The sequence below is a fragment of the Promicromonospora sp. NPDC023987 genome, from assembly GCF_040639055.1.
Lineage (GTDB): Bacteria > Actinomycetota > Actinomycetes > Actinomycetales > Cellulomonadaceae > Promicromonospora.
On record NZ_JBEZZF010000079.1, the window covers coordinates 1 to 22997 of the forward strand.

General features: G+C 71.1%; 20 protein-coding genes. 7 read left to right on the plus strand and 13 right to left on the minus strand.

The genetic code is table 11. The features are described 5' to 3' along the window. Positions 1 to 117: 117 nt before the first annotated feature. Positions 118 to 1122, minus strand: coding sequence for an ABC transporter substrate-binding protein (locus tag AB0F40_RS23955; RefSeq protein ID WP_357473701.1), 1005 nt, complete (start codon positions 1120 to 1122; stop codon positions 118 to 120). 313 nt (positions 1123 to 1435) lie between these two features. Here AB0F40_RS23955 and AB0F40_RS23960 point away from each other — a divergent pair, with 313 nt between their 5' ends. Then, positions 1436 to 2122, plus strand: coding sequence for a GPP34 family phosphoprotein (locus AB0F40_RS23960; protein ID WP_357473704.1), 687 nt, complete (start codon positions 1436 to 1438; stop codon positions 2120 to 2122). Positions 2123 to 2206: 84 nt separating this feature from the next. On the opposite strand, the gene araA is transcribed toward AB0F40_RS23960, so the two are convergent. From araA to AB0F40_RS24010, 10 genes are all read right to left on the minus strand, one after another. After that, complete coding sequence (gene araA / locus AB0F40_RS23965; protein ID WP_357473707.1) at positions 2207 to 3718, minus strand: L-arabinose isomerase; 1512 nt, start codon at positions 3716 to 3718, stop codon at positions 2207 to 2209. A gap of 88 nt (positions 3719 to 3806) precedes the next feature. Beyond that, positions 3807 to 4535, minus strand: a complete 729-nt coding sequence (locus tag AB0F40_RS23970) for an L-ribulose-5-phosphate 4-epimerase (RefSeq protein ID WP_357473709.1) — start codon at positions 4533 to 4535, stop codon at positions 3807 to 3809. After that, positions 4532 to 6199 (minus strand): FGGY-family carbohydrate kinase, encoded by a 1668-nt coding sequence (locus AB0F40_RS23975; protein ID WP_357473751.1) that lies wholly within the window; start codon positions 6197 to 6199, stop codon positions 4532 to 4534. The genes AB0F40_RS23970 and AB0F40_RS23975 overlap by 4 nt, the downstream gene beginning before the upstream one ends. Positions 6200 to 6479: 280 nt before the next feature. Beyond that, on the minus strand, positions 6480 to 7835 hold the full coding sequence (locus tag AB0F40_RS23980) for a sugar ABC transporter substrate-binding protein (RefSeq protein WP_357473712.1): 1356 nt from the start codon (positions 7833 to 7835) through the stop codon (positions 6480 to 6482). Between the two features lie 38 nt (positions 7836 to 7873). Then, positions 7874 to 8734 carry a carbohydrate ABC transporter permease gene (locus tag AB0F40_RS23985; protein WP_357473715.1) on the minus strand — a complete coding sequence of 287 codons (861 nt, stop codon included), beginning with the start codon at positions 8732 to 8734 and terminating at the stop codon, positions 7874 to 7876. Further along, the gene (locus AB0F40_RS23990; RefSeq protein ID WP_357473754.1) at positions 8734 to 9555 is read right to left on the minus strand and encodes a sugar ABC transporter permease; all 822 of its coding nucleotides are present in this window, start codon (positions 9553 to 9555) and stop codon (positions 8734 to 8736) included. Before AB0F40_RS23990 ends, AB0F40_RS23985 begins: the two co-directional genes overlap by 1 nt. 345 nt (positions 9556 to 9900) lie before the next feature. Beyond that, the gene (locus tag AB0F40_RS23995; protein ID WP_357473756.1) at positions 9901 to 10902 is read right to left on the minus strand and encodes a LacI family DNA-binding transcriptional regulator; all 1002 of its coding nucleotides are present in this window, start codon (positions 10900 to 10902) and stop codon (positions 9901 to 9903) included. Between the two features lie 47 nt (positions 10903 to 10949). Next, positions 10950 to 11753, minus strand: a complete 804-nt coding sequence (proC, locus tag AB0F40_RS24000) for a pyrroline-5-carboxylate reductase (RefSeq protein WP_357473718.1) — start codon at positions 11751 to 11753, stop codon at positions 10950 to 10952. A 55-nt stretch (positions 11754 to 11808) separates the two neighbouring features. Next, positions 11809 to 12474, minus strand: a complete 666-nt coding sequence (locus AB0F40_RS24005) for a hypothetical protein (protein ID WP_357473721.1) — start codon at positions 12472 to 12474, stop codon at positions 11809 to 11811. Positions 12475 to 12508: 34 nt separating this feature from the next. Continuing rightward, on the minus strand, positions 12509 to 13504 hold the full coding sequence (locus tag AB0F40_RS24010; protein WP_357473724.1) for a phosphatase PAP2 family protein: 996 nt from the start codon (positions 13502 to 13504) through the stop codon (positions 12509 to 12511). Positions 13505 to 13616: 112 nt separating this feature from the next. On the opposite strand from AB0F40_RS24010, the gene radA reads away from it, so the two are divergent. Continuing rightward, entirely contained in the window at positions 13617 to 15050 is a 1434-nt protein-coding gene (gene radA / locus AB0F40_RS24015) for a DNA repair protein RadA (protein WP_357473727.1), read from the plus strand. Between the two features lie 53 nt (positions 15051 to 15103). Further along, positions 15104 to 16186, plus strand: a complete 1083-nt coding sequence (gene disA / locus AB0F40_RS24020; RefSeq protein ID WP_357473730.1) for a DNA integrity scanning diadenylate cyclase DisA — start codon at positions 15104 to 15106, stop codon at positions 16184 to 16186. A 74-nt stretch (positions 16187 to 16260) separates the two neighbouring features. Here disA and AB0F40_RS24025 read toward each other — a convergent pair whose 3' ends face one another. Continuing rightward, positions 16261 to 16959 carry a hypothetical protein gene (locus AB0F40_RS24025; RefSeq protein WP_357473733.1) on the minus strand — a complete coding sequence of 233 codons (699 nt, stop codon included), beginning with the start codon at positions 16957 to 16959 and terminating at the stop codon, positions 16261 to 16263. Positions 16960 to 17161: 202 nt separating this feature from the next. Here AB0F40_RS24025 and AB0F40_RS24030 point away from each other — a divergent pair, with 202 nt between their 5' ends. Continuing rightward, a complete protein-coding gene (locus tag AB0F40_RS24030; RefSeq protein WP_357473736.1) occupies positions 17162 to 18058 on the plus strand; it encodes an A/G-specific adenine glycosylase in 897 nt (298 codons plus the stop codon). Positions 18059 to 18069: 11 nt separating this feature from the next. Here AB0F40_RS24030 and AB0F40_RS24035 read toward each other — a convergent pair whose 3' ends face one another. Then, entirely contained in the window at positions 18070 to 18600 is a 531-nt protein-coding gene (locus AB0F40_RS24035) for an amino-acid N-acetyltransferase (protein WP_357473739.1), read from the minus strand. A 183-nt stretch (positions 18601 to 18783) separates the two neighbouring features. Between AB0F40_RS24035 and AB0F40_RS24040 the strand changes: the two genes are divergently transcribed. The 3 genes from AB0F40_RS24040 (at position 18784) to glpK (ending at position 22929) form a co-directional block, all read left to right on the plus strand. Then, on the plus strand, positions 18784 to 20529 hold the full coding sequence (locus tag AB0F40_RS24040) for a glycerol-3-phosphate dehydrogenase/oxidase (protein WP_357473742.1): 1746 nt from the start codon (positions 18784 to 18786) through the stop codon (positions 20527 to 20529). 107 nt (positions 20530 to 20636) lie between these two features. Continuing rightward, positions 20637 to 21368 carry an MIP/aquaporin family protein gene (locus tag AB0F40_RS24045; protein ID WP_357473745.1) on the plus strand — a complete coding sequence of 244 codons (732 nt, stop codon included), beginning with the start codon at positions 20637 to 20639 and terminating at the stop codon, positions 21366 to 21368. Between the two features lie 46 nt (positions 21369 to 21414). Continuing rightward, positions 21415 to 22929 (plus strand): glycerol kinase GlpK, encoded by a 1515-nt coding sequence (glpK, locus tag AB0F40_RS24050; protein ID WP_357473748.1) that lies wholly within the window; start codon positions 21415 to 21417, stop codon positions 22927 to 22929. Positions 22930 to 22997: the final 68 nt, after the last annotated feature.

Genomic DNA, 22997 nt, shown 5'->3' on the forward strand with positions numbered 1-22997 from the left:
CGAACGGAACATGCTGAGCGGGACCTGAGCTGTAGGCGTGCACGGACAGGAAGTCGGCGGGCAGGTCCTCGACCAACGAGCAGGCTCACCACCAGAAGGGCTCGGCGGCAGGGGGCGTCAGTACTCGCGCGTCGGCAGCGCTTCCTTGGCGGCGGCCTGGTCGAAAGCCTGGTCCTCGACGACGATGCGCTTCTCGACCTCTTCGCCGGCGATGACCTTCTGCGCGACCTCCGCGAGGTCCGGCCCGAGCAGCGGGTTGCACTCGACGATGTAGTTGATCTTGCCGTCGACCAGCGCCTGCATGCCGTCCTTGACGGCGTCGATGGTGACGATCTTGATGTCCTCACCGGGCTTCAGTCCGGCCGCCTCGATGGCCTCGATCGCGCCGAGCCCCATGTCGTCGTTGTGCGCGAACACGAGGTCGATGTCGTCGTGCTTGTTGAGGAAGCCCTCCATGACGGTCTTGCCCTCGGCCCGCGTGAAGTTGCCCGTCTGGCTGTCGATGATCTCGATGTCCGAGCCCTCGATGGCCGAGGCGAACCCTTCCTTGCGGTCGATCGCCGGGGCGGCTCCCGTGGTGCCCTGCAGCTCGACGGCCTTGTAGCCCTCGCCGTCGTACTGCTCGACGACCCACTCGCCGGCCATCTCCCCCTCCTTGACGAAGTCCGAGCCGATGAACGACTCGTAGAGGGTCTCGTCGCTCGAGTCGACGGCGCGGTCGGTGAGGATCACGGGGATCCCGGCCGACTTGGCCTCCTGGAGCACGGCGTCCCAGCCGGTCTCCACCACCGGGGAGAACGCGATGACGTCCACGCCCTGGGTGATGTAGGAGCGGATCGCCTGGATCTGGTTCTCCTGCTTCTGCTGCGCGTCGGAGAACTTGAGCTCGAAGCCGTTCTCCTCGGTGAGCGTGTCCTGGATGGACTTGGTGTTGGCGGCGCGCCACCCGGACTCGGCGCCCACCTGCGAGAAGCCGAGGGTGATGACGCCGTCGTCGGCGGCCGGCTCCCCGCCGCCTCCGGGCTCCGCGGTACCGGCGTCCGAGCTGCACGCACCCAGCGTGAACAGCGCGGCCGCCGACACCGCGGCCAGGATGGTGCGGGTCAGGGTAGTGCGTGCCATGTCTCCTCCTTGAGATCCCGCACGACTGCGTGCGGGGTTAGCGGCGTGTTTGCCCGAGTGGAATGTTAGCGCTCACATGGACGGTCCGGTAGGGGCCGACGTCACATTCGAGTAACGAGTTCCCACGGTTTCCCCCAGGGGAGAAATAGTCCGAATTGTGACCTGGCGCTGCCCGCAGCCCGGTCGCCACCGAGTCCGTCGCGCCCGGGAATCATCCTCACGGCGGATCACCCGGGCGGGCCGGCCGTGGTCTGCTGGACCCCTGCCAGCAGCCGTCCGCCACCCGCCCGCCACCCGTCCTCGAGGAGTCACCATGGATCTCAGCCTCGCCGAGGAGTACCTCCTCCTTGCGCTCGACGACACCTCGGGCCGGCCCCGGCTCAGCTCCCAGCACCTTCAGTTCGCACTGGCCGGTGCCTCGGTCGCCGAGCTGACGCTGCGCGGTGCGCTCGACGTGTCGGACGGCGCGGACGGTGGCCGCAAGGGCCGGTTCCGCGTGACCGGCCGGGCGACGCCGTCGGACCCGCTGGGCCGCGAGGTCCTCGAGCTGATGCATGAGCGCAGGCCCAAGGACGCGATCCGGAAGGCAGGGCAGGGCGGCTTCGCCAGGAAGTTGCGCGAGTCGGTGCAGCACGGGCTGGCCGCTCGCGGCGTGCTGCGGGAGGAACAGGTCAAGGTGCTCGGGCTGTTCCCCAGCACCACCTGGCCGGCGCACGACCCAGCCCCGGAGGCCGCCGTCCGCGAGCGCGTGCTGACCGCCCTGACGACGAGCGGGACGCCGGACGGGCCGACGTCGGCCCTGGTCTCGCTGCTGCTCGCGACCGACCTGATCCGCAAGGTCTTTCCCGGCCAGGACCGCCGCGCGCTGAACCGCCGCGCCAAGGAGATCGCCGAGTCGGAGTGGGCAGGTGCCGCGGTGAAGCGGGCGATCGACGACGTCAACGCCGCGATGGTCGCGGTGATGGTGACGACGACGGGCGCGGCAACGGCGGGCAGCTGACCCCGGTCGTTGAGTGCGGGCTATCTGTTGCCCGGACGGCTCCGAGCCGACAGATGGCCCGCACTCAACGAAAGGGCGTCGGGGTCAGAGGGACTGGGCCAGGCGGTAGTAGGCCTGGTTGTGGCGCACCTGGTCCGCAAAGCCGCGGCGGGTCGTGTCCTCGTCGATCACCAGCAGCTCCGTACGCGCGATGTTCGCGAACACCTCGAACGCCTCGATACCCGCCGCCGTCGACATGACGGTGTGGTGCGCACCGCCGGCCGTCAGCCACGACTCGGCGGAGGTCTCGAACGACGGCCGCGGCGCCCACATCGCGCGGGCGACCGGCAGCTTCGGCAGGTCGCGCGGCGGGGTGACGACGTCGACCACGTTGGCCGTGAGGCGGAACCGGTCGCGCATGTCGGCGAGCGACACGACGACGGCACCCTCGACGGCGTCGGCCGAGAAGACCATGCGGACCGGGTCCTCCTTGCCGCCGATGCCGAGCGGGTGGATCTCGATCCGCGGCTTCGAGGTGGTCAGAGACGGGCAGACCTCGAGCATGTGCGCGCCGAGGATGAGCTCGGAGCCCGGGGTGAGGTCGTAGGTGTAGTCCTCCATGAGGCTCGCGCCCCCGGGGAGGCCTTCGCCCATGACCTTGGCCGCACGCACCAGGACCGCTGTCTTCCAGTCGCCCTCGGCGCCGAAGCCGTAGCCCTTCTCCATGAGCCGCTGGACCGCCAGGCCGGGAAGCTGGCGCAGCGCGCCCAGGTCCTCGAAGTTGGTGGTGAACGCCTTGGCGCCCGCCGCCTCCAAGAACCCCTCCAGCGCGAGCTCCTGGCGTGCGGCGTAGCGCAGGGAGTCGTGCCGCGCGCCGCCCGACCGGAGCTCGGCGGCGACGTCGTACCGCTCCTCGTACTCCGCCACCACGGCGTCGATGGCGGTCTCCTCGACGGCGTCCACCGCTGCGACCAGGTCGTTCACGGCCCAGGTGCTCACGGAGACGCCGAACCGCAGCTCGGCCTCCGTCTTGTCGCCCTCGGTGACCGCCACGTTGCGCATGTTGTCGCCGAAGCGGACCAGCTTGAGCTCGTGCGTCGCCGCCCAGCCGGCCGCGCCGCGCACCCAGGTGCCCACGCGGCGCGTCACCGCCGGGTTCGAGACGTGCCCCACCACGGTGGTCCGCACGACGCCGAGCCGTGTCGCGATGTACGCGTACTCGCGGTCGCCGTGCGCTGCCTGGTTGAGGTTCATGAAGTCCATGTCGATGTCGTCCCAGGGGAGCTCGACGTTCGCCTGCGTGTGCAGGTGCAGCAGCGGCTTGCGCAGCGCGTCCAGCCCTGCGATCCACATCTTCGCGGGGCTGAAGGTGTGCATCCAGGTGACGACGCCCAGCACGTTGTCATCGCCGTTCGCGTCCAGCATGGCCCGGCGGATGGAGACCGAGTCCTTCAGGACGGGCTTCCACACGACCTTGACCGGCACGTCCGACGACGCGTCCAGCGCCCGGGCCACCTCCTGCGACTGCTCCGCGACCTGCGCGAGGGTCTCCTCGCCGTAGAGGTCCTGGCTCCCGGTGAGGAACCAGACCTCTCGGTCCGCGTAGGGCTTGCTCATCTCTTTCTTCCTTTCGTCGTGGGCGCGATCGTCGCGACGACGCGCCCGTTCGAGGCGCGACGCGCGCGCCCACGGCCGAGGCGGAGGGTCAGTGCTGGCCGTAGACGTTCTGGTAGCGGTCGTAGAGGGAGTCGATGTGCTGCTGCTCGATCGGGACGGGCTCGCCGAGCTGGCGGGAGATGTGCACCGTGCGGGCGACCTCCTCGACCATGACCGCCGCCTTCACGGCGGCGCGCGCGTCCTTGCCGATGGTGAACGGGCCGTGGTTCCGCATCAGGACGGCGGGGCTGCGGTGGCCGCGCAGGGTCTCCACGATGCCGCGGCCGATCGAGTCGTCACCGATGATCGCGAAGGGGCCGACGGGGACAGGACCGCCGAACTCGTCGGCCATCATCGTGAGCACGCAGGGCACCTCCTCGCCGCGCGCGGCCCAGGCCGTCGCGTACGTGGAGTGCGTGTGCACCACACCGCCCACCTCGGGCAGGTGCCGGTACACGTAGGCGGCAGCCGCGGTGTCCGACGACGGCGCGCGCGTACCGTCCACGAGGTTGCCGTCCAGGTCGCAGACCACCATGCCCTCGGGGGTCAGGTCGTCGTAGGAGACGCCGGACGGCTTGATGACGAACAGGTCGGCGCTGCCGTCGGGCGTGCCAGGGTTCGGCACGCGCTGCGACACGTTGCCGGCCGTCCATACCACCAGGTCCCAGCGCGGCAGCTCGGCGTGCAGGTCCGAGACCACCACGCGGACGCGCGCCACCTCGTCCTGGACTGCCTGCGGGTAGTCGGCCAGGGCCTTCGTCGGGGTGCTCGCGCTCATCGTCCTGTCTCCTGCGTCGTGTCTCGGTTCGGGAGCGATGCGACGGCGGCGCGCTCGATCGCGAGCCCCGCGCCGTACCGCTCCAGGAAGGTGCTGAATCCGGCCACGTCGTCGGCGTCGGGCTCGACGACGTCGAGGGCTGCGTCCGCGAAGACCTCGGCGCCCAGGTAGGTCCCGAGATCCTGCTCAGGGGCGGCCGCACCGGCCGCGGACGCCCGGTAGGCGGCGAGCACCGCGATGCCCCAGGCGCCGCCCTCGCCGGCGGTCCGGCCAACGGCGACCGGGGCACCGAGCGCGGCCGCCAGCAGGCGCTGGGCCACGCCCTCGGTCTTGAACAGGCCGCCGTGCGCGAACATCGCGTCCAGCTCGACCTGCTCCTCGGCCAGCACCCGCATGCCGAGGCTCAGGGTCCCGAACACGCTGTAGACCTGCGTCCGTGCGAAGTTGCCGAGCGTGAGCCGGCTGTCGGGCGTGCGGGTGAACAGCGGGCGACCCGCCTCCAGCCCGGTGATCGGCTCACCGGACAGGTAGTTGTACGCGAGCAGCCCGCCGCCGTCGGCGTCGCCGTCCAGAGCGGAGCGCAGGAGCGCCTCGAAGACGGCGCCAGGCTCCGCGGGCTGCCCCAGCGCGGCGGCGAACTGGCCGAACAGCTCGGCCCAGGCACCCAGCTCGCTGGCGCCGTTGTTGCAGTGCACCATCGCCACCAGGTCGCCGGCCGGCGTGGTGACGAGATCCAGCTCCTCGTGCACCCGCTCCAGCGCCTTCTCCAGGACCACCATCGCGAAGATGCTGGTCCCCGCGCTGACGTTGCCGGTGCGGGGCGCCACGGAGTTGGTGGCGACCATGCCGGTGCCGGCGTCGCCCTCGGGCGGGCACAGCGGGATGCCCGGCCGGAGCGTGCCGGTCGGGTCCAGGAACGCCGCTCCCTCGGCGGTCAGCGCACCGGCGTCGGCGCCGGCCGGAAGGACGCGCGGCAGCAGGTCAGCGATGCTGCGCCCCGGTCCGCGGTCCGCCAGCAGCTCGTCAAGCTGGTCGAGCATCCGCCGGTCGTAGTCCTTCGTCACCGGGTCGATCGGGAACATGCCCGAGGCATCGCCGACGCCGAGCACCTGCTGCCCGGTCAGGCGCCAGTGCACGTAGCCGGCCAGCGTGGTGAGGTGCCGCACCCGCGGCACGTGCGGCTCGTCGTCGAGGATCGCCTGATGGAGGTGCGCGACCGACCAGCGCAGCGGGATGTTGTAGCCGAACAGCCCGGTCAGCTCGGTCGAGGCCCGCTCTGTGGTGGTGTTGCGCCAGGTGCGGAACGGTACGAGCAGCTCGCCCGCGTCGTCGAACGCCAGGTAGCCGTGCATCATGGCCGAGACGCCGATCGCGCCGAACGTCGTCGGCCGCACGCTGTACCGGTGCTCGACGTCGGCCAACAGCGCTGTCACCGAGGCCTGCAGACCGGTCGCGACGGCGTCCAGGGAGTAGGTCCACACGCCGTCGACGAGCTGGTTCTCCCAGTCGTGGCTGCCGCTCGCCAGCGGCGCGTTGTCCGGGCCGATGAGGCATGCCTTGATCCGGGTGGAGCCGAGCTCGATACCGAGAGCGGTCCGTCCCTGCTCGATCGCCTCCCGGAGGCTGGTGAGTCGTCCCGCTCCGTCGTCCTGCCGCTCCACCATCGTGGACCGCTCCGTCCTGCCCGCATCGTCGCGAGGCGTCGTTCGTGTCACCGTCGGTCGAACCTCACGGTAGGCCGACCGCTTACCTGTCCACGGCGATGTTAGCGCTCACACGATACGTTACGACAATCGGCCGGCGACAGGTCCGCCTCGAACATGATCTGGGGCACCGAACCGAGCGCGGTTCGGTGCCCCAGGTCATTCTCGAAGCGGACCGACGGGCTCGTGCTCCCCGCCCGATGGTCCGGAGCTCCAGCCCCCAGCGGGGCCGGCGGCCAGGTCAGCCGTTGACGGTGAAGCCTTGCTCCTCGCCGTACCGGACGTTCTCCGCCTGCCATTCGGCGAGACCGTCCAGCAGCGACGTCTTGTCGAGGTAGGCCTGGCCTACCGTGTCCGAGAAGATGCTGTTCGCGTACGACTGCCACGGCAGGTAGCTCCAGCCTTCGACGACGTCGTCCGCACCCGCTGCGAGCACCTCGTTGATCTTCTGGCCGCCGAAGTAGTCGGACTCGTAGCCCAGGAACTCCTCGGAGCCCAGCTCCGCGACGGTTGCCGGGAACCCGCCCGTCTCCATGAACACGCGGATGCTCTCCGGGTCGCTGTTGAGCCACTTGAGGAAGCCCGCGGCGAGCACCTTGTCGTCGCTACCGGCCGGGATCACGTCCGCCGAACCGCCGTTCTCGGCGTTGACCGGAGTGCCGTCGTAGGTCGGCATCGGGGCGATGCGCCACGCGCCGTCGCCGTCCGGCACGCCGTCCTCGAAGATGCCGGGCATCCAGGCGCCCACGACCATCGAGGCGATCGTGCCGTCCCCGAGCGCCTGGTACCACTCGTCGCTCCAGCCGGTGATGTCCGACATCAGCTCCTCGTCGATCAGCTGCTGGTACATCTCGGCCCACCGAGTCGTACCTTCGTCGGCGAGGTCGATCGTGACGGTGTCGCCTTCGACCTGGAACGGCTTGCCGCCGGCCTGCCAGATCATCGACGTGACGGTGCCCGGCCCGTTCCCGTCGTCGTTGAAGAGGAACTTCTCGGGATCTGACTTCTTCAGCTTCCGCGCCTGCTCGACGTACTCGTCCCAGGTCTTGGGCACCACGAGGTCGTTCTCCTCGAAGACCTCGGCGTTGTAGAACAACGCCATCGGGCCGGAGTCCTGGGGCAGGCCCCAGAGACCGTCGCCGAGGGCCACGGAGCCCCAGGTCGACGGCGTGTACAGGTCCTCGAGCTCGCCGAGGCCGTACCCGGACACGTCCGTCAGCTGACCCGGGAGCTGGAACTGCGGCACCGACTGGTACTCCAGCTGCGCCACGTCAGGGATTCCCTTGTCAGCGGCTATCGCGTTCTGCAGCCCCGTGTTGTGCTCCTCGGCGCCCTGGGTGTCCGTGAGGTTCACGGTCATGTTCGGGTACGCCTTCTCGAAGGCCTCGATCTGCTTCTCGGCCTGCGGCGTCCACGTCCAGTAGTCGATGGTGCCGCCCTCCTCGAGAGCGGCCTCGATCTCCTCCGCGGTCGCCCCGTCGCCGGAGTCTGCTCCGCCGCCTCCGCCGTCTCCGCCCGTGGAGCAGGCCGCGAGGCTGCCCGCCAGCACCGCGGCCATGGCGCCCGCCGCGATCCGACCGTTGCGTGTGATGCTCATGATTCCTCCTCCTTGAGGTAGTTCGTCCTTGAGGCTGCTCATCCCTTCACACCTCCGGCGCTCAGACCGGACTGCCAGTAGCGCTGCAGCAGCAGGAACGCTGCGACGATCGGCAGGATGGTCAGCACCGAACCCGTGATGACCAGGTGGAACACCGGCGTGGCACCCACCCCTGTCGCGTCGGCGTTCCAGCTCGCGAGCCCGATCGCGAGGGGGAACAGGTTCCGGTCGGACAGCATGATCAGGGGCAGGAAGTAGTTGTTCCACGTAGCGACGATCGCGAACAGCGCGACCGTCACGATGCCTGGCGCGAGCAGCCGCAGCGAGATGGTGAAGAACGTGCGCCACTCGCCCGCGCCGTCGACCCGGGCTGCCTCGAGCAGCTCGGTGGGGATCGCCTCCGTCGCGAACACCCACATCAGGTACAGCCCGAACGGGGAGACCAGGGTTGGCAGGATGACCGACCACATCGTGTTGGTCAGCCCGAGCTCGCTGAACATGAGGAACGTCGGCACGGCGAGCGCCGCGCCGGGAACGGCGACGGCACCGATGACCGTGGCGAAGACCGCCGAGCGTCCCCGGAACCGGTACTTCGCCAGGCCGTAGCCGCCGAGTGTCGCCAGGAGCGTGGCGCCGCCGGCACCTGCCACGACGTAGACCACCGTGTTGCCGAACCAGCGTACGAAGACGCCGTCCTGGTAGGTGAGCACCTCGGCGATGTTGTCGAACAGTGCGAACGGTCCCGCCGGCCAGAGGCCGAAGGAGTCGGCGAGCGCCTCCTGCGTCTTGGTGGAGCTGACGAGCAGCCACCACAGCGGTGCCAGCGAGTAGACGACGAGGCCCGCCATCAGCAGGGTGAGGACCACGGACTTGCGCGGCCGCGAGAAGGAGTGCGCCATCAGCTGTCCTTCCTGGTGCCCCGGAGCTGGACCACGTAGGCGATCGCCGCGGTCAGCACGCCCATGATGATCGCGACGGTCGCCGCATAGTTGACCTGCTGGCCAAGGAAGCTGAGGTTGTAGGCGTACATGTTGGGCGTGTACGACGACGAGATGAGCGTCGGCGCGAGCACCTTGAGGATGTTCGGCTCGTTGAACAGCTGGAAGCTGCCGATGATCGAGAAGATGGTCGCGATCACGAGCGCCCCGCGCAGCGCCGGGAGCTTCACCGCCCTGATCACCCGCCACTGCCCGGCGCCGTCGATCGCCGCCGCCTCGTAGAGCTCGCCGGGGACGGTGCGCAGCGCCGAGTACAGGATGAGCATGTTGTAGCCCGCGAACTCCCACGTCACGATGTTGCCGATCGCGACGAGCATCCATTCCTTGGAGAAGGGCGCGAGCAGCTGCGAGCCCGCCGCCTCGTTGATCCAGCCGACCAGCCCGATCCGGTCGCCGTACAGGAAGCCCCACATCAGGACGGCGACGACGCCGGGCACCGCGTAGGGCACGAACAGCGCGATCCGCGTGAAGCGCTTCCCGAAGAGTCGCCCGCTGTCGATCACGAGGGCGGCGGCCAGGGCTACGGCGAGCATGATCGGTACCTGCACCACCAGGAACAGGAGCACCCGGCCGGCGCCGTCCCAGAACTTCGGGTCCGTGAACGCTGCGGAGTAGTTCTCCAGCCCCACGAACTGGTTACCGCCCATGAGCTGGTTGCGGAACAGGCTGAGGTACAGCGAGTAGAGCACCGGAGCGAGGAACGCGAAGGCGAACGCCACCATGAACGGCGCTACGAAGGTCCAGCCTGCCGCGGAGACGCGGAGGCTCGGTGGGCGGCGACCAGGCACTGGCGCACCCCTTTCCCCGGACGACGCCGTCCGGACTCACCTGGACTTCAATGTCCTGGAACACGCCGGGCAACGCTGCCCGGCGACGGAATGTGAACGTAAACATCTCCGTGCGCGGTGACTCTGCCACCCCGGCCGAGGGCTGTCAACGGCCCGGACACGGGCTGGGACGGGCGGCCGGGAGGCCTCGGCACAGCGCTGGCCGGTCAGCCCAGCGGTGCGTTCCCGCCGAGCAGGAAACGCTCGGTGTCCATCGACTCGGGGGAGGGTCCCCTCGGCTCACCGTCGTGGGGCGGCCGCGCTCCGGCGCACCACCAGCTCGGGCGGGATCAGCTCCGCCGCGGGCTTGCCGCCGTCGACCGCCGCGAGGAGCAGGGCCACGCTCCGCCGGCCGAGGTCGACGAACGGCTGGCGCACGGTCGTCAGCGGGGGGATGAAGTGGCCGGAGCCGTCGACGTCGTCGAACCCGACCACCGAGACGTCGTCAGGCACGGAGACGCCGCACTCCCAGAACGCCCGCAGCAGGCCGAGCGCCAGCTGGTCGTTGGCGGCGAAGACCGCCGTCGGGCCGGACCCTGCCTTGACGCGCTGCGCCAGGTCCAGGCCCACCATGTAGCCGCGGTCCGCGGTCCAGCCCGCCACCACCGGATCGAGGACCGGAAGGCCGTGCTCGGTGAGGACCGCGCGCCAGGACTCCTCGCGCTCGACGGCGTCCAGCCAGTCCGGCGGGCCCGCGACGTGCAGGATCCGCCGGTGCCCCAGCTCGATCAGGTGCTCGACGGCGAGCCGCGCCCCGGCTCGCTGGTCCACGGCCAGCGGGATGGTCGGCACGTCGGGCTTCAGGTCCCGCGCCGCGATGATGACCACGGGCACCGGGGCCTGGAACGACTCCACCGCGTCGGCGACGTCGGTGTGCGGCGCGATGACCACGATGCCCTCGACCGCCTGGTCCATGAAGTGCTCGAGGGCCTTGTGCAGGGTCTCGGCGTCGTACCGGCGCAGCGTCGCGACGCTGACGTACCAGCCCTGCTCGCGCGCGGCCTCCTCGACGGCGATCAGGGTGCTCGACGGGCCGAACAGCGGCGACCCGGTGGTGACGACACCCACGGTGGTGGATCGTGCCGTGACCAGGGCACGCGCAGCGCTGTTACGCCGGTAACCCAGCTCGGCGATCGCCTCCAGCACCTTCTCCCGCGTCGCCGGGCGCACGCTCCGGTGTCCGTTGAGGACGCGGGAGACGGTCTGGTGGGACACGCCTGCGCGCGCGGCGACGTCGGCCATGGCCGGCGGCCGCGTCGTCGCGGGTCGAGAGATCGTCACGGGAGGAATCATCCACCCAGCTCGTCGGCGCGGTCACGTGCGGCGGTCGCGGCGGCCACGAACGAGGCACGCACCCCGCCGTCGTCCAGCGCCCGCAGGGCGGCCGCCGTGGTGCCGCCGGGCGAGGTGACCTTCTCCCGCAGCAGGACGGGGTGCTCACCCGACTCGTCCATGAGGCGGGACGCGCCGAGCAGGGTCTGGACCGCGAGGCGGCGTGCGACGTCACGTGTCAGGCCGAGGAGGACACCCGCCTCGGCCAGTGCGTCGGCGACGTAGAAGATGTACGCCGGTCCGGACCCGGAGATCGCCGACACCGCGTTCAGGTCCTTCTCGGCGGCGCGGACCACGGCGCCCGTGCCCGCGAGCAGGTGCTCCACGGCCTCGAGGTGCGCCTCCGTGGCGGCGGCGCCCGGCGCGATGGCCGTGATGCCCGCACCGATGGCGGCTGGCGTGTTGGGGACCGCTCGCACGACGGGGACGCCGGCGGGCAGCCGCTGCTCGTAGAACGCCGCGGGGTGGCCTGCCGCGACGGTGACCACCACAGCAGCGGGGTCGATCGCGGACGCGATCTCGTCGAGCAGGGCGCCGACGTCCTTCGGCTTCACCCCCACGAGGACGAGGCCGGCGCCCCGGACCGCCGCCTCGTTGTCGCTCGTGGTGGCCACCTGGTAGGTCTGACGCAGGTGCTGGGCCTTGGCCTCGGTGCGCACGGTGGCGACGACGTCGGAGGCCGCCCAGCCCGCCGACAGCGCGCCCGCGAGCACCGCCTCGCCCATGTTCCCGGCCCCGAGGACCGCAAGTCGCTGGTTCACGGCGCTATTGTCCCCCGCGCCGCTCGGCACGCCGGCCGGGGCCGGTCGAGACCCGTCACAGCGGGAAGGCCGCGTAGAAGTCCTCCATCGTGTCCGCCGGGCCGGTCGCCTGCAGCACGGCGGTCCCGTTCTGCCAGACGGCGACGGCCTTGCCGTCCTTGGCCGGCATGATCGCGTACTGCCCGACCACCTTCTTGCCGACCTTGACGTCGCCCTCGCGCTCGGCCTCGCCGGCGGCCTTGGTCCAGGCCGCCGCGGCCTGCGCCGCCTCGTCCGACGTCGCCCACTGGCCCGCCTGGAGCGTCACCTCGCCGGAACCGCCGTCCGAGTACTCGGCGGTCCAGGCCTCGAGAGCGTCCTGCTCCTCCTTGATCTCCTTGGCCTCGGCGATGGAGCCGAGCGCCAGCTGGAGCACGGTCGACGGGAGCGCCTTCTGGAAGGCTGTCTCGTCACCGCTGCGGTCCATCGCCTTGACCGTAGGAGTCGGCACCGGCGCAGTGACAGTCACCGTGGGAACGGGCTGCGGGGTCGCCTCGGCCCGCCAGAAGCCGGGCCACACGAGGCCTACGACGAGCACCACGGCGAGCACGATGACGAGCAGGCCGACGAACGCCACGAGACGACGACGCCGGTACACGGCAGGCGAGGCCTTCCTCGCGCCCGGCGTGGCCACCGATGCTGTCGCACCGGTGCGCGGTGAGTTCGCGCGCTGGTCGGTCATGTCTGGCTCCCCCGTACTCTGCCCACCGGGTACGTCACGGTGGCTCAGTTGGCACCATATGGTGCGGCACTGACATCCGCGGGTAGGCACGCCCGGGAGGGTCCGGTACGGCGTTCCGCGGGCCGGGCGACCAGGGCCGCGCCGACGCCTGGCACAACGGGAGCAGCACCGCGAAGGCCGCAGCGGAGACTGCGCACGCGGCGAGCAGACCACCGGTATAGGCGGTGAGCCCTCCGGTCCACGGGAGGCCCGTCCAGGTGTGCCCCTCGGTCGCCGCGGCGGCCAGGACGGAGAGCCCGGCCGTCGGCACGGCGACGACACCGAGGACCGTGGTGACCAGCCGCGTCGACACGTCGGCCCGGTCGGCCGGGTCGGCCGGGCCGTCGACGGGCCGGTCGGCCCAGCGCGCCGGCGCCGCCGCGCACGCCAGCGCCGTCCACGCCACCACCACGAGAACCGCCGCGACGACGTCGGACGGGCGGTGCCAGCGGTCGCCGAGCGTCGCGAGGCCGATGGCGCAGGCGGCGACGGCTCCGGCGAACGCCGTCAGCGGCCGCCAGCCACGCGGCGTGACGAGGAGCAGCGCCGCCCAGGCCGCGACCACGACGGTGACGTGCCCGCTCGGCAGGGTGTTGATGTCGCGGTTCCACTCGCCGACGAGTCCGGTGCGGTGGAGCACCCCGTCCTTGATCACCTGCGTGGTCAGGTTCGACCCGATGATCACGACGGCGGCCAGGCCCGTGGCACCCCATCTCCGGCGCAGCAGCCCGATGCCGCACACCAGGCCGAACCCGGTCAGGAGCCACGGCAGCGAGCCGAGCAGCAGCACCGGCTCCACCACGGGGTTGACGACGTCCTGGAACCGGTCGGCGGTCTCGAAGACACGCTCCTCGACGCGCTGCCCTGGCCACGTGGTCACCATCGCCCACCAGACGAGCCAGGTCCCCGCCGCTGCCCCAAGGGCCACGACGAGGCCTGCCGCGCGGGCCGCACGGGCCGCGCGACGGGCCGTGCGGCGCGGGGGCGTCATGGGGTCCGGACCGGTGCGCGCGACGCTTCGCGGCGCACCCGGTTCCCGTCGGAGACCAGCATGGACGCAAGGTACCCCGCCAGTGTGGGTGGCGGCACGTACGGTGACGCACGTGACCTCATCGACCTCCAAGCGGGCCCGGCCCGCGTACCGCTGTGCCGAGTGCGGCTGGACCACCGTCAAGTGGGTCGGCCGCTGCGGGGAGTGCCAGGCGTGGGGCACGGTGTCCGAGGACGGGCCGGCGGCGACCGGCCCCCGCACGGCCACCGTCTCCCCCGCGCGTGAGCCCGCGCGGCCCATCGGCGACATCGACGTCGAGTCGGCGCGCGCCAACCCGACCGGTGTCGGTGAGCTCGACCGGGTGCTCGGCGGCGGGCTCGTGCCCGGCGCCGTGATCCTGCTCGCGGGCGAGCCGGGCGTCGGCAAGTCGACCCTGCTGCTCGACGTCGCGAGCAACGTGGCCGACGGCGCTCTGGGTCCCGACGGGTTCGAGTCGCCCCGCACCGTGCTGTACGTGACCGGCGAGGAGTCCGCGGGGCAGGTGCGGCTCCGCGCCGAGCGGATCGGAGCGCTCTCGCCGACCCTGCTGCTCGCGGCGGAGACCGACCTGGGGACGGTGCTCGGCCACCTCGAGGTCAACCAGCCGGACATGCTCATCGTGGACTCGGTGCAGACCATCGCGTCCGCGCAGGTCGACGGCGCCCCGGGCGGCGTGTCGCAGGTCCGGGAGGTCGCAGGGGCGCTGATCGCCGTGGCGAAGGAACGGCAGATCCCTACGATCCTCGTGGGGCACGTGACCAAGGACGGCTCCGTCGCCGGCCCGCGCACGCTCGAGCACCTGGTCGACGTGGTGTGCCAGTTCGAGGGGGACCGGCACTCTCGCCTGCGCATGATCCGGGCGGTGAAGAACCGGTACGGACCGACGGACGAGGTGGGCTGCTTCGACCTGTCGGAGGACGGGATCGTCGGGCTGCCGGACCCCTCCGGTCTGTTCCTCTCGCACGCCGGCTCGGGCGTCGCGGGGTCGTGCATCACCGTCACCCTGGAAGGCCGGCGGCCGCTCGCCGTCGAGGTGCAGGGTCTCGTCGCCCCGAGCCCGCTGAACAACCCGCGTCGTGCGACCAGCGGTGTCGACTCCAGCCGGCTCGCCATGATCCTGGCCGTGCTGCAACGGCACGGCGGGCTACGGCTCGCCGACCAGGACGTCTACGCCTCGACCGTCGGCGGCGCGCGGATCACCGAGCCGGCGTCGGACCTCGCGGCCGCGCTGGCGCTCGTCTCCGCGCGAACGGGCAGACCCCTGCCCGGAGCGACCGTCGCCGTCGGCGAGGTAGGCCTAGCCGGCGACCTGCGCCCGGTCGCCGGGCTGGATCGCCGCCTGGGTGAGGCTGCGCGCCTGGGCTTCGCGCACGCCGTCGTCCCGGACGGGACCGGCGTCAAGGCGCCCGATGGGCTCCAGCTCGTGGAGGCCGCCCACATCCGCGACGCCGTTGAGTGGGCGCAGTCCGCAGGTCGCGGGACGGGAAGCGAGGCGGACCAGGAATGACCGGTCCGCGAAACGAACTGCTTGCGAGCCGACGTACAGCGTAGGATTTCTTCGTGGCCACCACCTCCTCGCACCCTGACGAGCTGCTCCGGGAGACCCTGGCCGCCGTCGCGCCCGGGACCGAACTCCGCGACGGACTCGAACGCATCCTGCGCGGCCGTACCGGCGCGCTCATCGTGCTCGGGCTCGACCCGACGGTGGAAAAGATCTGCTCCGGCGGCTTCTCGCTCGACGTCGACTTCTCGGCCACGCGGCTGCGTGAGCTGTCCAAGATGGACGGCGCGGTGGTGCTGGACCGGGCCGCCACCCGCATCCGCAAGGCCGCCGTGCAGCTGCTGCCCGACCCGACCATCGAGACCACCGAGTCCGGCACCCGCCACCGCACCGCGGAGCGGGTCGCCAAGCAGAGTGGCTTCCCGATCATCTCCGTCAGCCAGTCCATGCGGATCGTCGCGCTCTACGTGGGTGGCCAGCGGCACGTCCTCGAGGACTCGGACACGATCCTCGGCCGGGCCAACCAGGCTCTCGCTACGCTCGAGCGGTACCGCGCCCGCCTCGACGAGGTGTCCGGCACGCTGTCCGCGCTGGAGATCGAGGACCTGGTCACGGTGCGCGACGTGTGCTCGGTGGTCCAGCGCCTCGAGATGGTCGGCCGTATCTCCGACGAGATCGCGGGCTACGTGATCGAGCTCGGCGTGGACGGCCGCCTGCTGGCGCTCCAGCTCGACGAGCTGATCGGCGACGTCGGCTCGGACCGCGAGTTCGTGATCCGCGACTACGTGCTGGGCCGCAAGGACCGCACCCTCGCCGACGTGCAGTCCGAGCTCTCCGCGCTCACGTCGCAGGAGCTCCTGGACATGAGCCAGATCGGCCGGATCCTCGACCTGCCCGGCGGCGGAGACGCGCTCGACGCCGCGGTGGCACCGCACGGCTACCGGCTCCTGTCCAAGGTGCCGCGCCTGCCGAACGCCACCATCGAGCAGCTCGTGGGTCATTTCAGCAGCCTGCAGAAGCTCCTCGCCGCGAGCGTCGACGACCTGATGTCGGTCGACGGCGTCGGCGAGCAGCGTGCCCGGACCATCCGCGAGGGCCTGTCCCGCCTTGCGGAGTCCAGCATCCTCGAGCGGTACGTCTGACACCTCGTTGAGTGCTGGATATTTGCGCCTGACAGAGCTCGAACGCGGCAAATATCCAGCACTCAACGGGGTGGTCAGGGCTTGCCGGACGGGCTTCCGGATGGCGACGGGGACGGGGACGGCGACCCGCTCGGCTCCGGCACCGTGTACGTCATGCGCACGACGTCGCTGGACACCCCCTCGATGTCGGCGAGCGTGACCTGTGCGGTGTACTCGCCGGCGGTCAGCTTGGGCTGGCCCGACTCGCAGCCGGGAACCGACCGGGAGTCGGACCAGCTCACCTCCGTTGTGTCGACGTCGCCCGGCCCGAGCAGCAGCAGCCGCTCCTCGTCCTGGTCGGCGCAGTCCGCCGACGACCAGACCCGCTCCGCTTCCGGCTCGCCCACCTCGCCCTGGTACACGGTCACGGCGAGGCCGTGCTTGGGCGCCGCGACCAGGCACTGCACCGGCCCCTCGTTCCGGAGCGACATCGTGAACCCGACCGGGACGCCGGGGGTGACCGTCTGCCGGTCCGCCGCGAGCACGACGTCGAGGTCGTCGGCCTCGCACGGCGCGGCGGCCGAGTTCGGGTCCACGGGCTTCGGCGGGTTCGCCTTGTCCGACACGATCGGCACGTCGGACTCCGGCCAGGTCAGGGCCACCCCGATGCCGGCGAACACCAGGACGGCCAGCACCACGAGCACGCGGCCGACCCGTCGCGGGCGCCGGCCGGCCGGCGCCCCCTCCGCGTCGTGATCCTGGGGCCGTTCGGCTCCCTCCGGCGTATTGACCACCTGCTGAACCCCCTGCTGGACTCCTGGACACAGCCTGACGTGCGGTAATACCGCGCGGCACCAAAATACGACGCTCCGCACCGCCCCTGTGGCAGCCGCGCCGCCGAGCCGGTCACGTGTCCTACTTCACGGGTTCAGCGGCCCGCGTGCAGAGCCTGGTCCACTTCGGCCGAGCGGCGATCGTGAGGCAGGATGGCTCCCCGTGACAGCACGGGAGGCGACACGGCGTACCGAGGTGCGCTCCGGCGTCGTGCACTGGTTCGACGGCGCCGCGCGCGACCTGCCCTGGCGTGCGCCGGACCGGACCGCCTGGGGTGTGCTCGTCAGCGAGGTCATGCTGCAGCAGACGCCGGTGGTCCGCGTGGAGCCCGCCTGGCGTGCGTGGCTGGAGCAGTGGCCGACTCCCGCCGACCTGGCGAACGCCACGACCGCCGACGTCCTCCGCGCCTGGGGCCGGCTCGGGTACCCGCGCCGTGCGCTGCGGCTGCAGGAGTGCGCCCGGGTGGTCGTCGAACGGCACGGCGGCATGGTGCCCAGCGCCGAGGCCGAGCTGCGCGACCTGCCCGGCGTGGGCGAGTACACGGCGGCGGCGGTGCTGGCGTTCGCCTACGGGAAGCGGTCGGTGGTCGTCGACACCAACGTGCGCAGGGTGCTGGCGCGCGCGGTCGGTGGGACGGCCCTTCCCGCGCCGTCGTACACCGCTGCCGAACGTGCCCTCGCCACGGCCCTCGCACCGGACGGCGACACCGACGCCGCCCGCTGGGCCGCCGCCTCGATGGAGCTGGGCGCGCTGGTCTGCACGGCGAAGGCCCCGAAGTGTGGCGTGTGCCCGGTGGCCGCGCTGTGCGCGTGGCGCCAGGCGGGCTCGCCACCGGACGCCCACGCCGACCGACGCCGCACGCAGGCCTGGGCGGGTACCGACCGCCAGGCGCGCGGCCGGGTCATGGCGGAGCTCCGCCAGGCGGACGAGCCGGTGGACCGCGTCCTGCTCACGTCCCTGTGGCACGACCCACGGCAGCTGGACCGCGCGATCGCCGGCCTGGTCGAGGACGGCTTGGCGGAACAGGACGAAGCGGGCCGCCTGCACCTCCCCCGCTGAGGCCCTACATATCAGAGCTCCAGCAGCATCCGCGAGTTGCCCAGAGTGTTGGGCTTCACCCGCGCCAGGTCGAGGAACTCGGCCACGCCCTCGTCGTAGGAGCGCAGCAGCTCCGCGTACACCTCGTGGGTCACGGGCGTGCCGTCGATCTCGCGGAACCCGTGAGCGGCGAAGAAGTCGACCTCGAAGGTCAGGCAGAACACGCGGCGCAGGCCCAGCGCTCGCGCCCGCTGGACGAGCGCCTCGAGCAGCGCGTGACCGACCCGGCGGCCCCGCCAGTCGCGGTGCACGGCCAGCGTGCGCACCTCGGCGAGGTCGTCCCACATCACGTGGAGCGCCCCGCAGCCGACGACGGCGTCGTCAGGACCAGCACGGTCGGTGGCCACCAGGAACTCCTGGACCGCCTCGAAGTAGCCGACCATCTCGTACGGTCGGAGGATCCGTTCCTGGCTGAGCGGCTCGACGAGGTCACGGATCGTGCGCACGTCGGCCGGGAGCGCTGGGCGGATCACGGGCGCGGCCGGCGCCTCGGGTGTCGTCACGGCGACACACTACGGCCGAGCCCTCGCGCTGTGCCCGGCGGGCACACAGGACGGGCATATCAGACGGCCACATCCGACGAAACGTCTGGCGAATCGGAATGTGAGCAAGAGAACCTCCCAACACACCCTCGCCGACAGGGCAAAGGTCTTGCCAAGTGACGGAATGCGTGGTGAGTTGGGCGCATGGCATCCACACGCCTGACCGCAGACGCGAGGACGCAAGCACTGGCCGCGCTCGAAGCCAGTGTCAGTCCGTCAGCCGAGCTCGACGTACTGGTGATCGGGGGCGGGATCACCGGGGCCGGCATAGCGCTGGACGCGGTCACCCGCGGGTTGTCGACCGCCATCGTCGAGGCACAGGACTGGGCGCAGGGCACGTCCAGCCGGAGCAGCAAGCTGGTCCACGGCGGGCTGCGCTACCTCCAGATGCTGGACTTCGAGCTGGTCCACGAGGCCCTCACCGAACGTGACCTCCTCCTACGGGACCTCGCACCGCACCTGGTGCGACCGGTCCCGTTCCTGTATCCGCTGGAGCACCGGGTCTGGGAGCGCGCCTACGTCGGCGCGGGCATCGCCATGTACGACGTGCTCGCGACGCTCACGCCGGGCCGCCGTCCGATGCCGTTCCACCGGCACCTGAGCAAGAACCAGATGGAGGCCAAGTTCCCGGACCTGGCGCACGACGCCGCCGTCGGCGCCGTCCAGTACTGGGACGCCTCGGTCGACGACGCCCGGCTGGTCGCCACCGTCATCCGCACCGCCGCGAGCTACGGGGCGCACACCGCGAGCCGTACCCAGGTGGTGGGCCTCACGCAGGGCGCGACGGGCGCCGTGAACGGCGCGGTGGTCGTGGACCTGGAGACCGGCAAGGAGATCACCGTCAGGGCCCGCTCGGTCATCAACGCGACCGGCGTGTGGACAGAGGACACCGAGGCGCTCGCGGGCTCGGAGGGCGGGCTGCACGTGCTCGCCAGCAAGGGCGTCCACCTCGTCGTCCCCCGGGAACGCATCCGTGGCCACGCCGGGCTGATCCTGCAGACGGAGAAGTCAGTGCTGTTCGTCATCCCGTGGAGCCGGTACTGGATCATCGGGACCACCGACACGCCCTGGGACCTCGACCCGACCCACCCGGTAGCGACGAGCGCCGACATCGACTACGTGCTGGACCACGCCAACGCCGTGCTGGCACACCCTCTGACCCGGGACGACATCATCGGCACCTACGCGGGCCTGCGCCCGCTGCTCCAGCCGGGCACCAAGGCCGGCACGAGCAGCGCGAAGGTCAGCCGGGAGCACACCGTCGCCTCGCCGACGCCGGGCCTCACCGTGATCGCGGGCGGCAAGCTGACGACCTACCGGATCATGGCCAAGGACGCCGTCGACTTCGCGATCGGCCAACGCTCCGCGGCGCTGCCCTCGATCACGCACCAGATCCCGCTCACCGGCGCCGTCGGGCTGCGGGCCGTGCAGCGCCAGGCGCGCACGTGGGGCAAGCGGTTCGGCTGGTCGCCACCGCTGCTCGACCACCTGCTGCACCGGTACGGCGCCAACCTCGCCGAGATCGTCGAGCTGTGCGACGCCGACCCCTCGCTCGCCCGGCCGCTCGAGAACGCCTCCGCGTACCTCCGGGCCGAGGCGCACTACGCCGTGAGCCACGAGGGCGCCCTCCATCTCGAGGACGTGCTCGCGCACCGCACCCGGCTCGTCTACGAGGTCGCCGACCGGGGCACCGAGGCGGCCGAGGAGGTCGCCTCCGTCGTCGGACCCCTGCTCGGCTGGGACGCGTCCGACACGGAACGCGAGGTCCGCGCGTGGCAGGCGCGAATCGACGCCGAACGCCAGGCAGAGGAAGCCCCCGACGACGAGGCCGCCGAACGTGCGCGCCTGACCACCCCGGACGTGGCGGCCATGCAGCCGCTCCGAAGCTAAAGGAAGCCAAGGAAAGTAACTACCGGACTGCCGACTGGCTTCCTCGGAGGAGCCGCCGGGTACACCCCCGTACGCCGACAGTGTGGTCGGCAGAGAGCGAGTCAGCGATGAACGCATTCACAGACATCATGGTGCCGGAGTTCCTCGGCACCATGATCCTCATCCTCGGTGGTGCCGGCGTGGTCGCCAACGCCATCCTGCCGAGGACCAAGGGCTTCAACGGCGGCTGGCTGCTCATCAACTTCGGCTGGGGCCTCGCGGTCTTCGCCGGTGTCTACGTCGCGTTCAGCTCCGGCGGGCACATCAACCCCGCCGTGACGCTCGGCATCCTGTCCAGCGGGGCCGAGGAGTTCGCCGAGGGGATCCCCGCCAGCTTCGGCAACCTGCTCCTGTACTGGGTAGCGCAGGTTCTGGGCGCCTTCGTGGGAGCCATCCTCGTGTTCCTCGCGTACAAGAGGCACTTCGACCAGGACGCCGAGCCGGCCGTCAAGCTCGGTGTCTTCTCCACCGGCCCTGAGATCCGCTCGTACGCGTGGAACTTCGTCACCGAGGTCATCGCCACGTTCATGCTGGTCTTCGTGATCCTGTCGTTCGGCAACTGGCCGGGCGACATCGGGCCGCTGGCCGCCGCCCTCCTCGTGGTCGGTATCGGCGCGAGCCTCGGTGGCCCCACGGGGTACGCCATCAACCCGGCACGTGACTTCGGTCCGCGCATCGCGCACTTCGTCCTGCCCATCCGAGGCAAGGGCTCCAGCGACTGGGCGTACTCGTGGGTGCCTGTGCTCGGACCGCTGGTGGGCGGAACGATCGCCGGCCTGCTGGCCCCGATGGTCTTCTGATCCGACGCAGACCTCGACCTCGACACAGACAAGGGAGTCAACACCGATGGCTGACTACGTACTCGCGATCGACCAGGGCACGACGAGCACCCGGTCGATCGTCTTCAACCACGCCGGGACCGTCGTGTCCAGCGGCCAGATCGAGCATGACCAGATCTTCCCGAAGGCCGGGTGGGTGGAGCACAAGCCGGACCAGATCTGGGACAACACCCGCCAGGTGGTGGGGCTCGCACTGACCAGGGCGAACATCAACCACAGCGACCTCGCCGCCGTCGGCATCACCAACCAGCGTGAGACCACCGTGGTGTGGGACAAGACGACCGGCAAGCCGGTCTACAACGCGATCGTGTGGCAGGACACGCGCACCCAGGCCATCGTCGAGGAGCTCGGTGGGTCCGAGGGCCCGGACAAGTACAAGGCGATCGTGGGCCTGCCGCTCGCCACCTACTTCTCCGGCCCGAAGGTGAAGTGGATCCTCGACAACGTCGAGGGTGCACGCGAGGCGGCCGAGCGGGGCGACCTCCTGTTCGGCAACACCGACGCCTGGCTCCTGTGGAACATGACCGGCGGGGTCGACGGCGGCGTCCACGTCACCGACGTCACCAACGCCTCCCGGACCATGCTGATGGACCTCGACACGCTGTCCTGGCGCGAGGACATCGCCGCGGACATGGGCATCCCGTTGTCGATGCTCCCCGAGATCCGCTCCTCCTCCGAGGTGTACGGCAAGGGCCGGCCCCGGGGCATGGTTCCCGGCGTCCCGATCGCGGGCATCCTCGGCGACCAGCAGGCCGCCACGTTCGGGCAGGCGTGCTTCGAGGTCGGCACCGCGAAGAACACGTACGGCACCGGCAACTTCATGCTGCTCAACACGGGCACTGAGAAGGTGCCGTCCGAGAACGGCCTGCTCACGACGGTCTGCTACAAGATCGGCGACGCGGCCCCCGTGTACGCGCTCGAGGGTTCCATCGCCGTCACGGGGTCCCTGGTCCAGTGGCTCCGCGACAACCTCGGCCTGTTCGCCGATGCGCCCGACGTCGAGTGGCTCGCCCGCAAGGTCGAGGACAACGGTGGCGCCTACTTCGTCCCCGCCTTCTCGGGCCTGTTCGCGCCGTACTGGCGGCCCGACGCGCGCGGCGCGCTCGTCGGCCTGACCCGGTACGTCAACCGGAACCACATCGCGCGGGCAGCGCTGGAGGCCACGGCGTACCAGACCCGCGAGGTCATGGACGCCATGCGGGCAGACTCCGGGGTCGAGCTCACCGAGCTCAAGGTCGACGGCGGCATGATCGCCAACGAGCTGCTCATGCAGTTCCAGGCCGACCAGCTCGGCGTGCCCGTCGTGCGGCCGGTCGTCGCGGAGACGACGGCGCTCGGCGCCGCGTACGCAGCGGGGATCGCCGTCGGCTTCTGGGAGGGCGAGTCCGACGTCACCGCGAACTGGGCGGAGGACCGGCGTTGGGAGCCCGCGATGGAGCAGGACGAGCGGGAGCGGCTGTACCGGAGCTGGAAGAAGGCCGTGACGAAGACGTTCGACTGGGTGGACGCGGATATCGGCTGAGCGGGGCTTCATGCGTGTGGTCGGTAGAAGGTCAGGTGTTCGGTAACCCGGGTTGCCGAACACCTGAC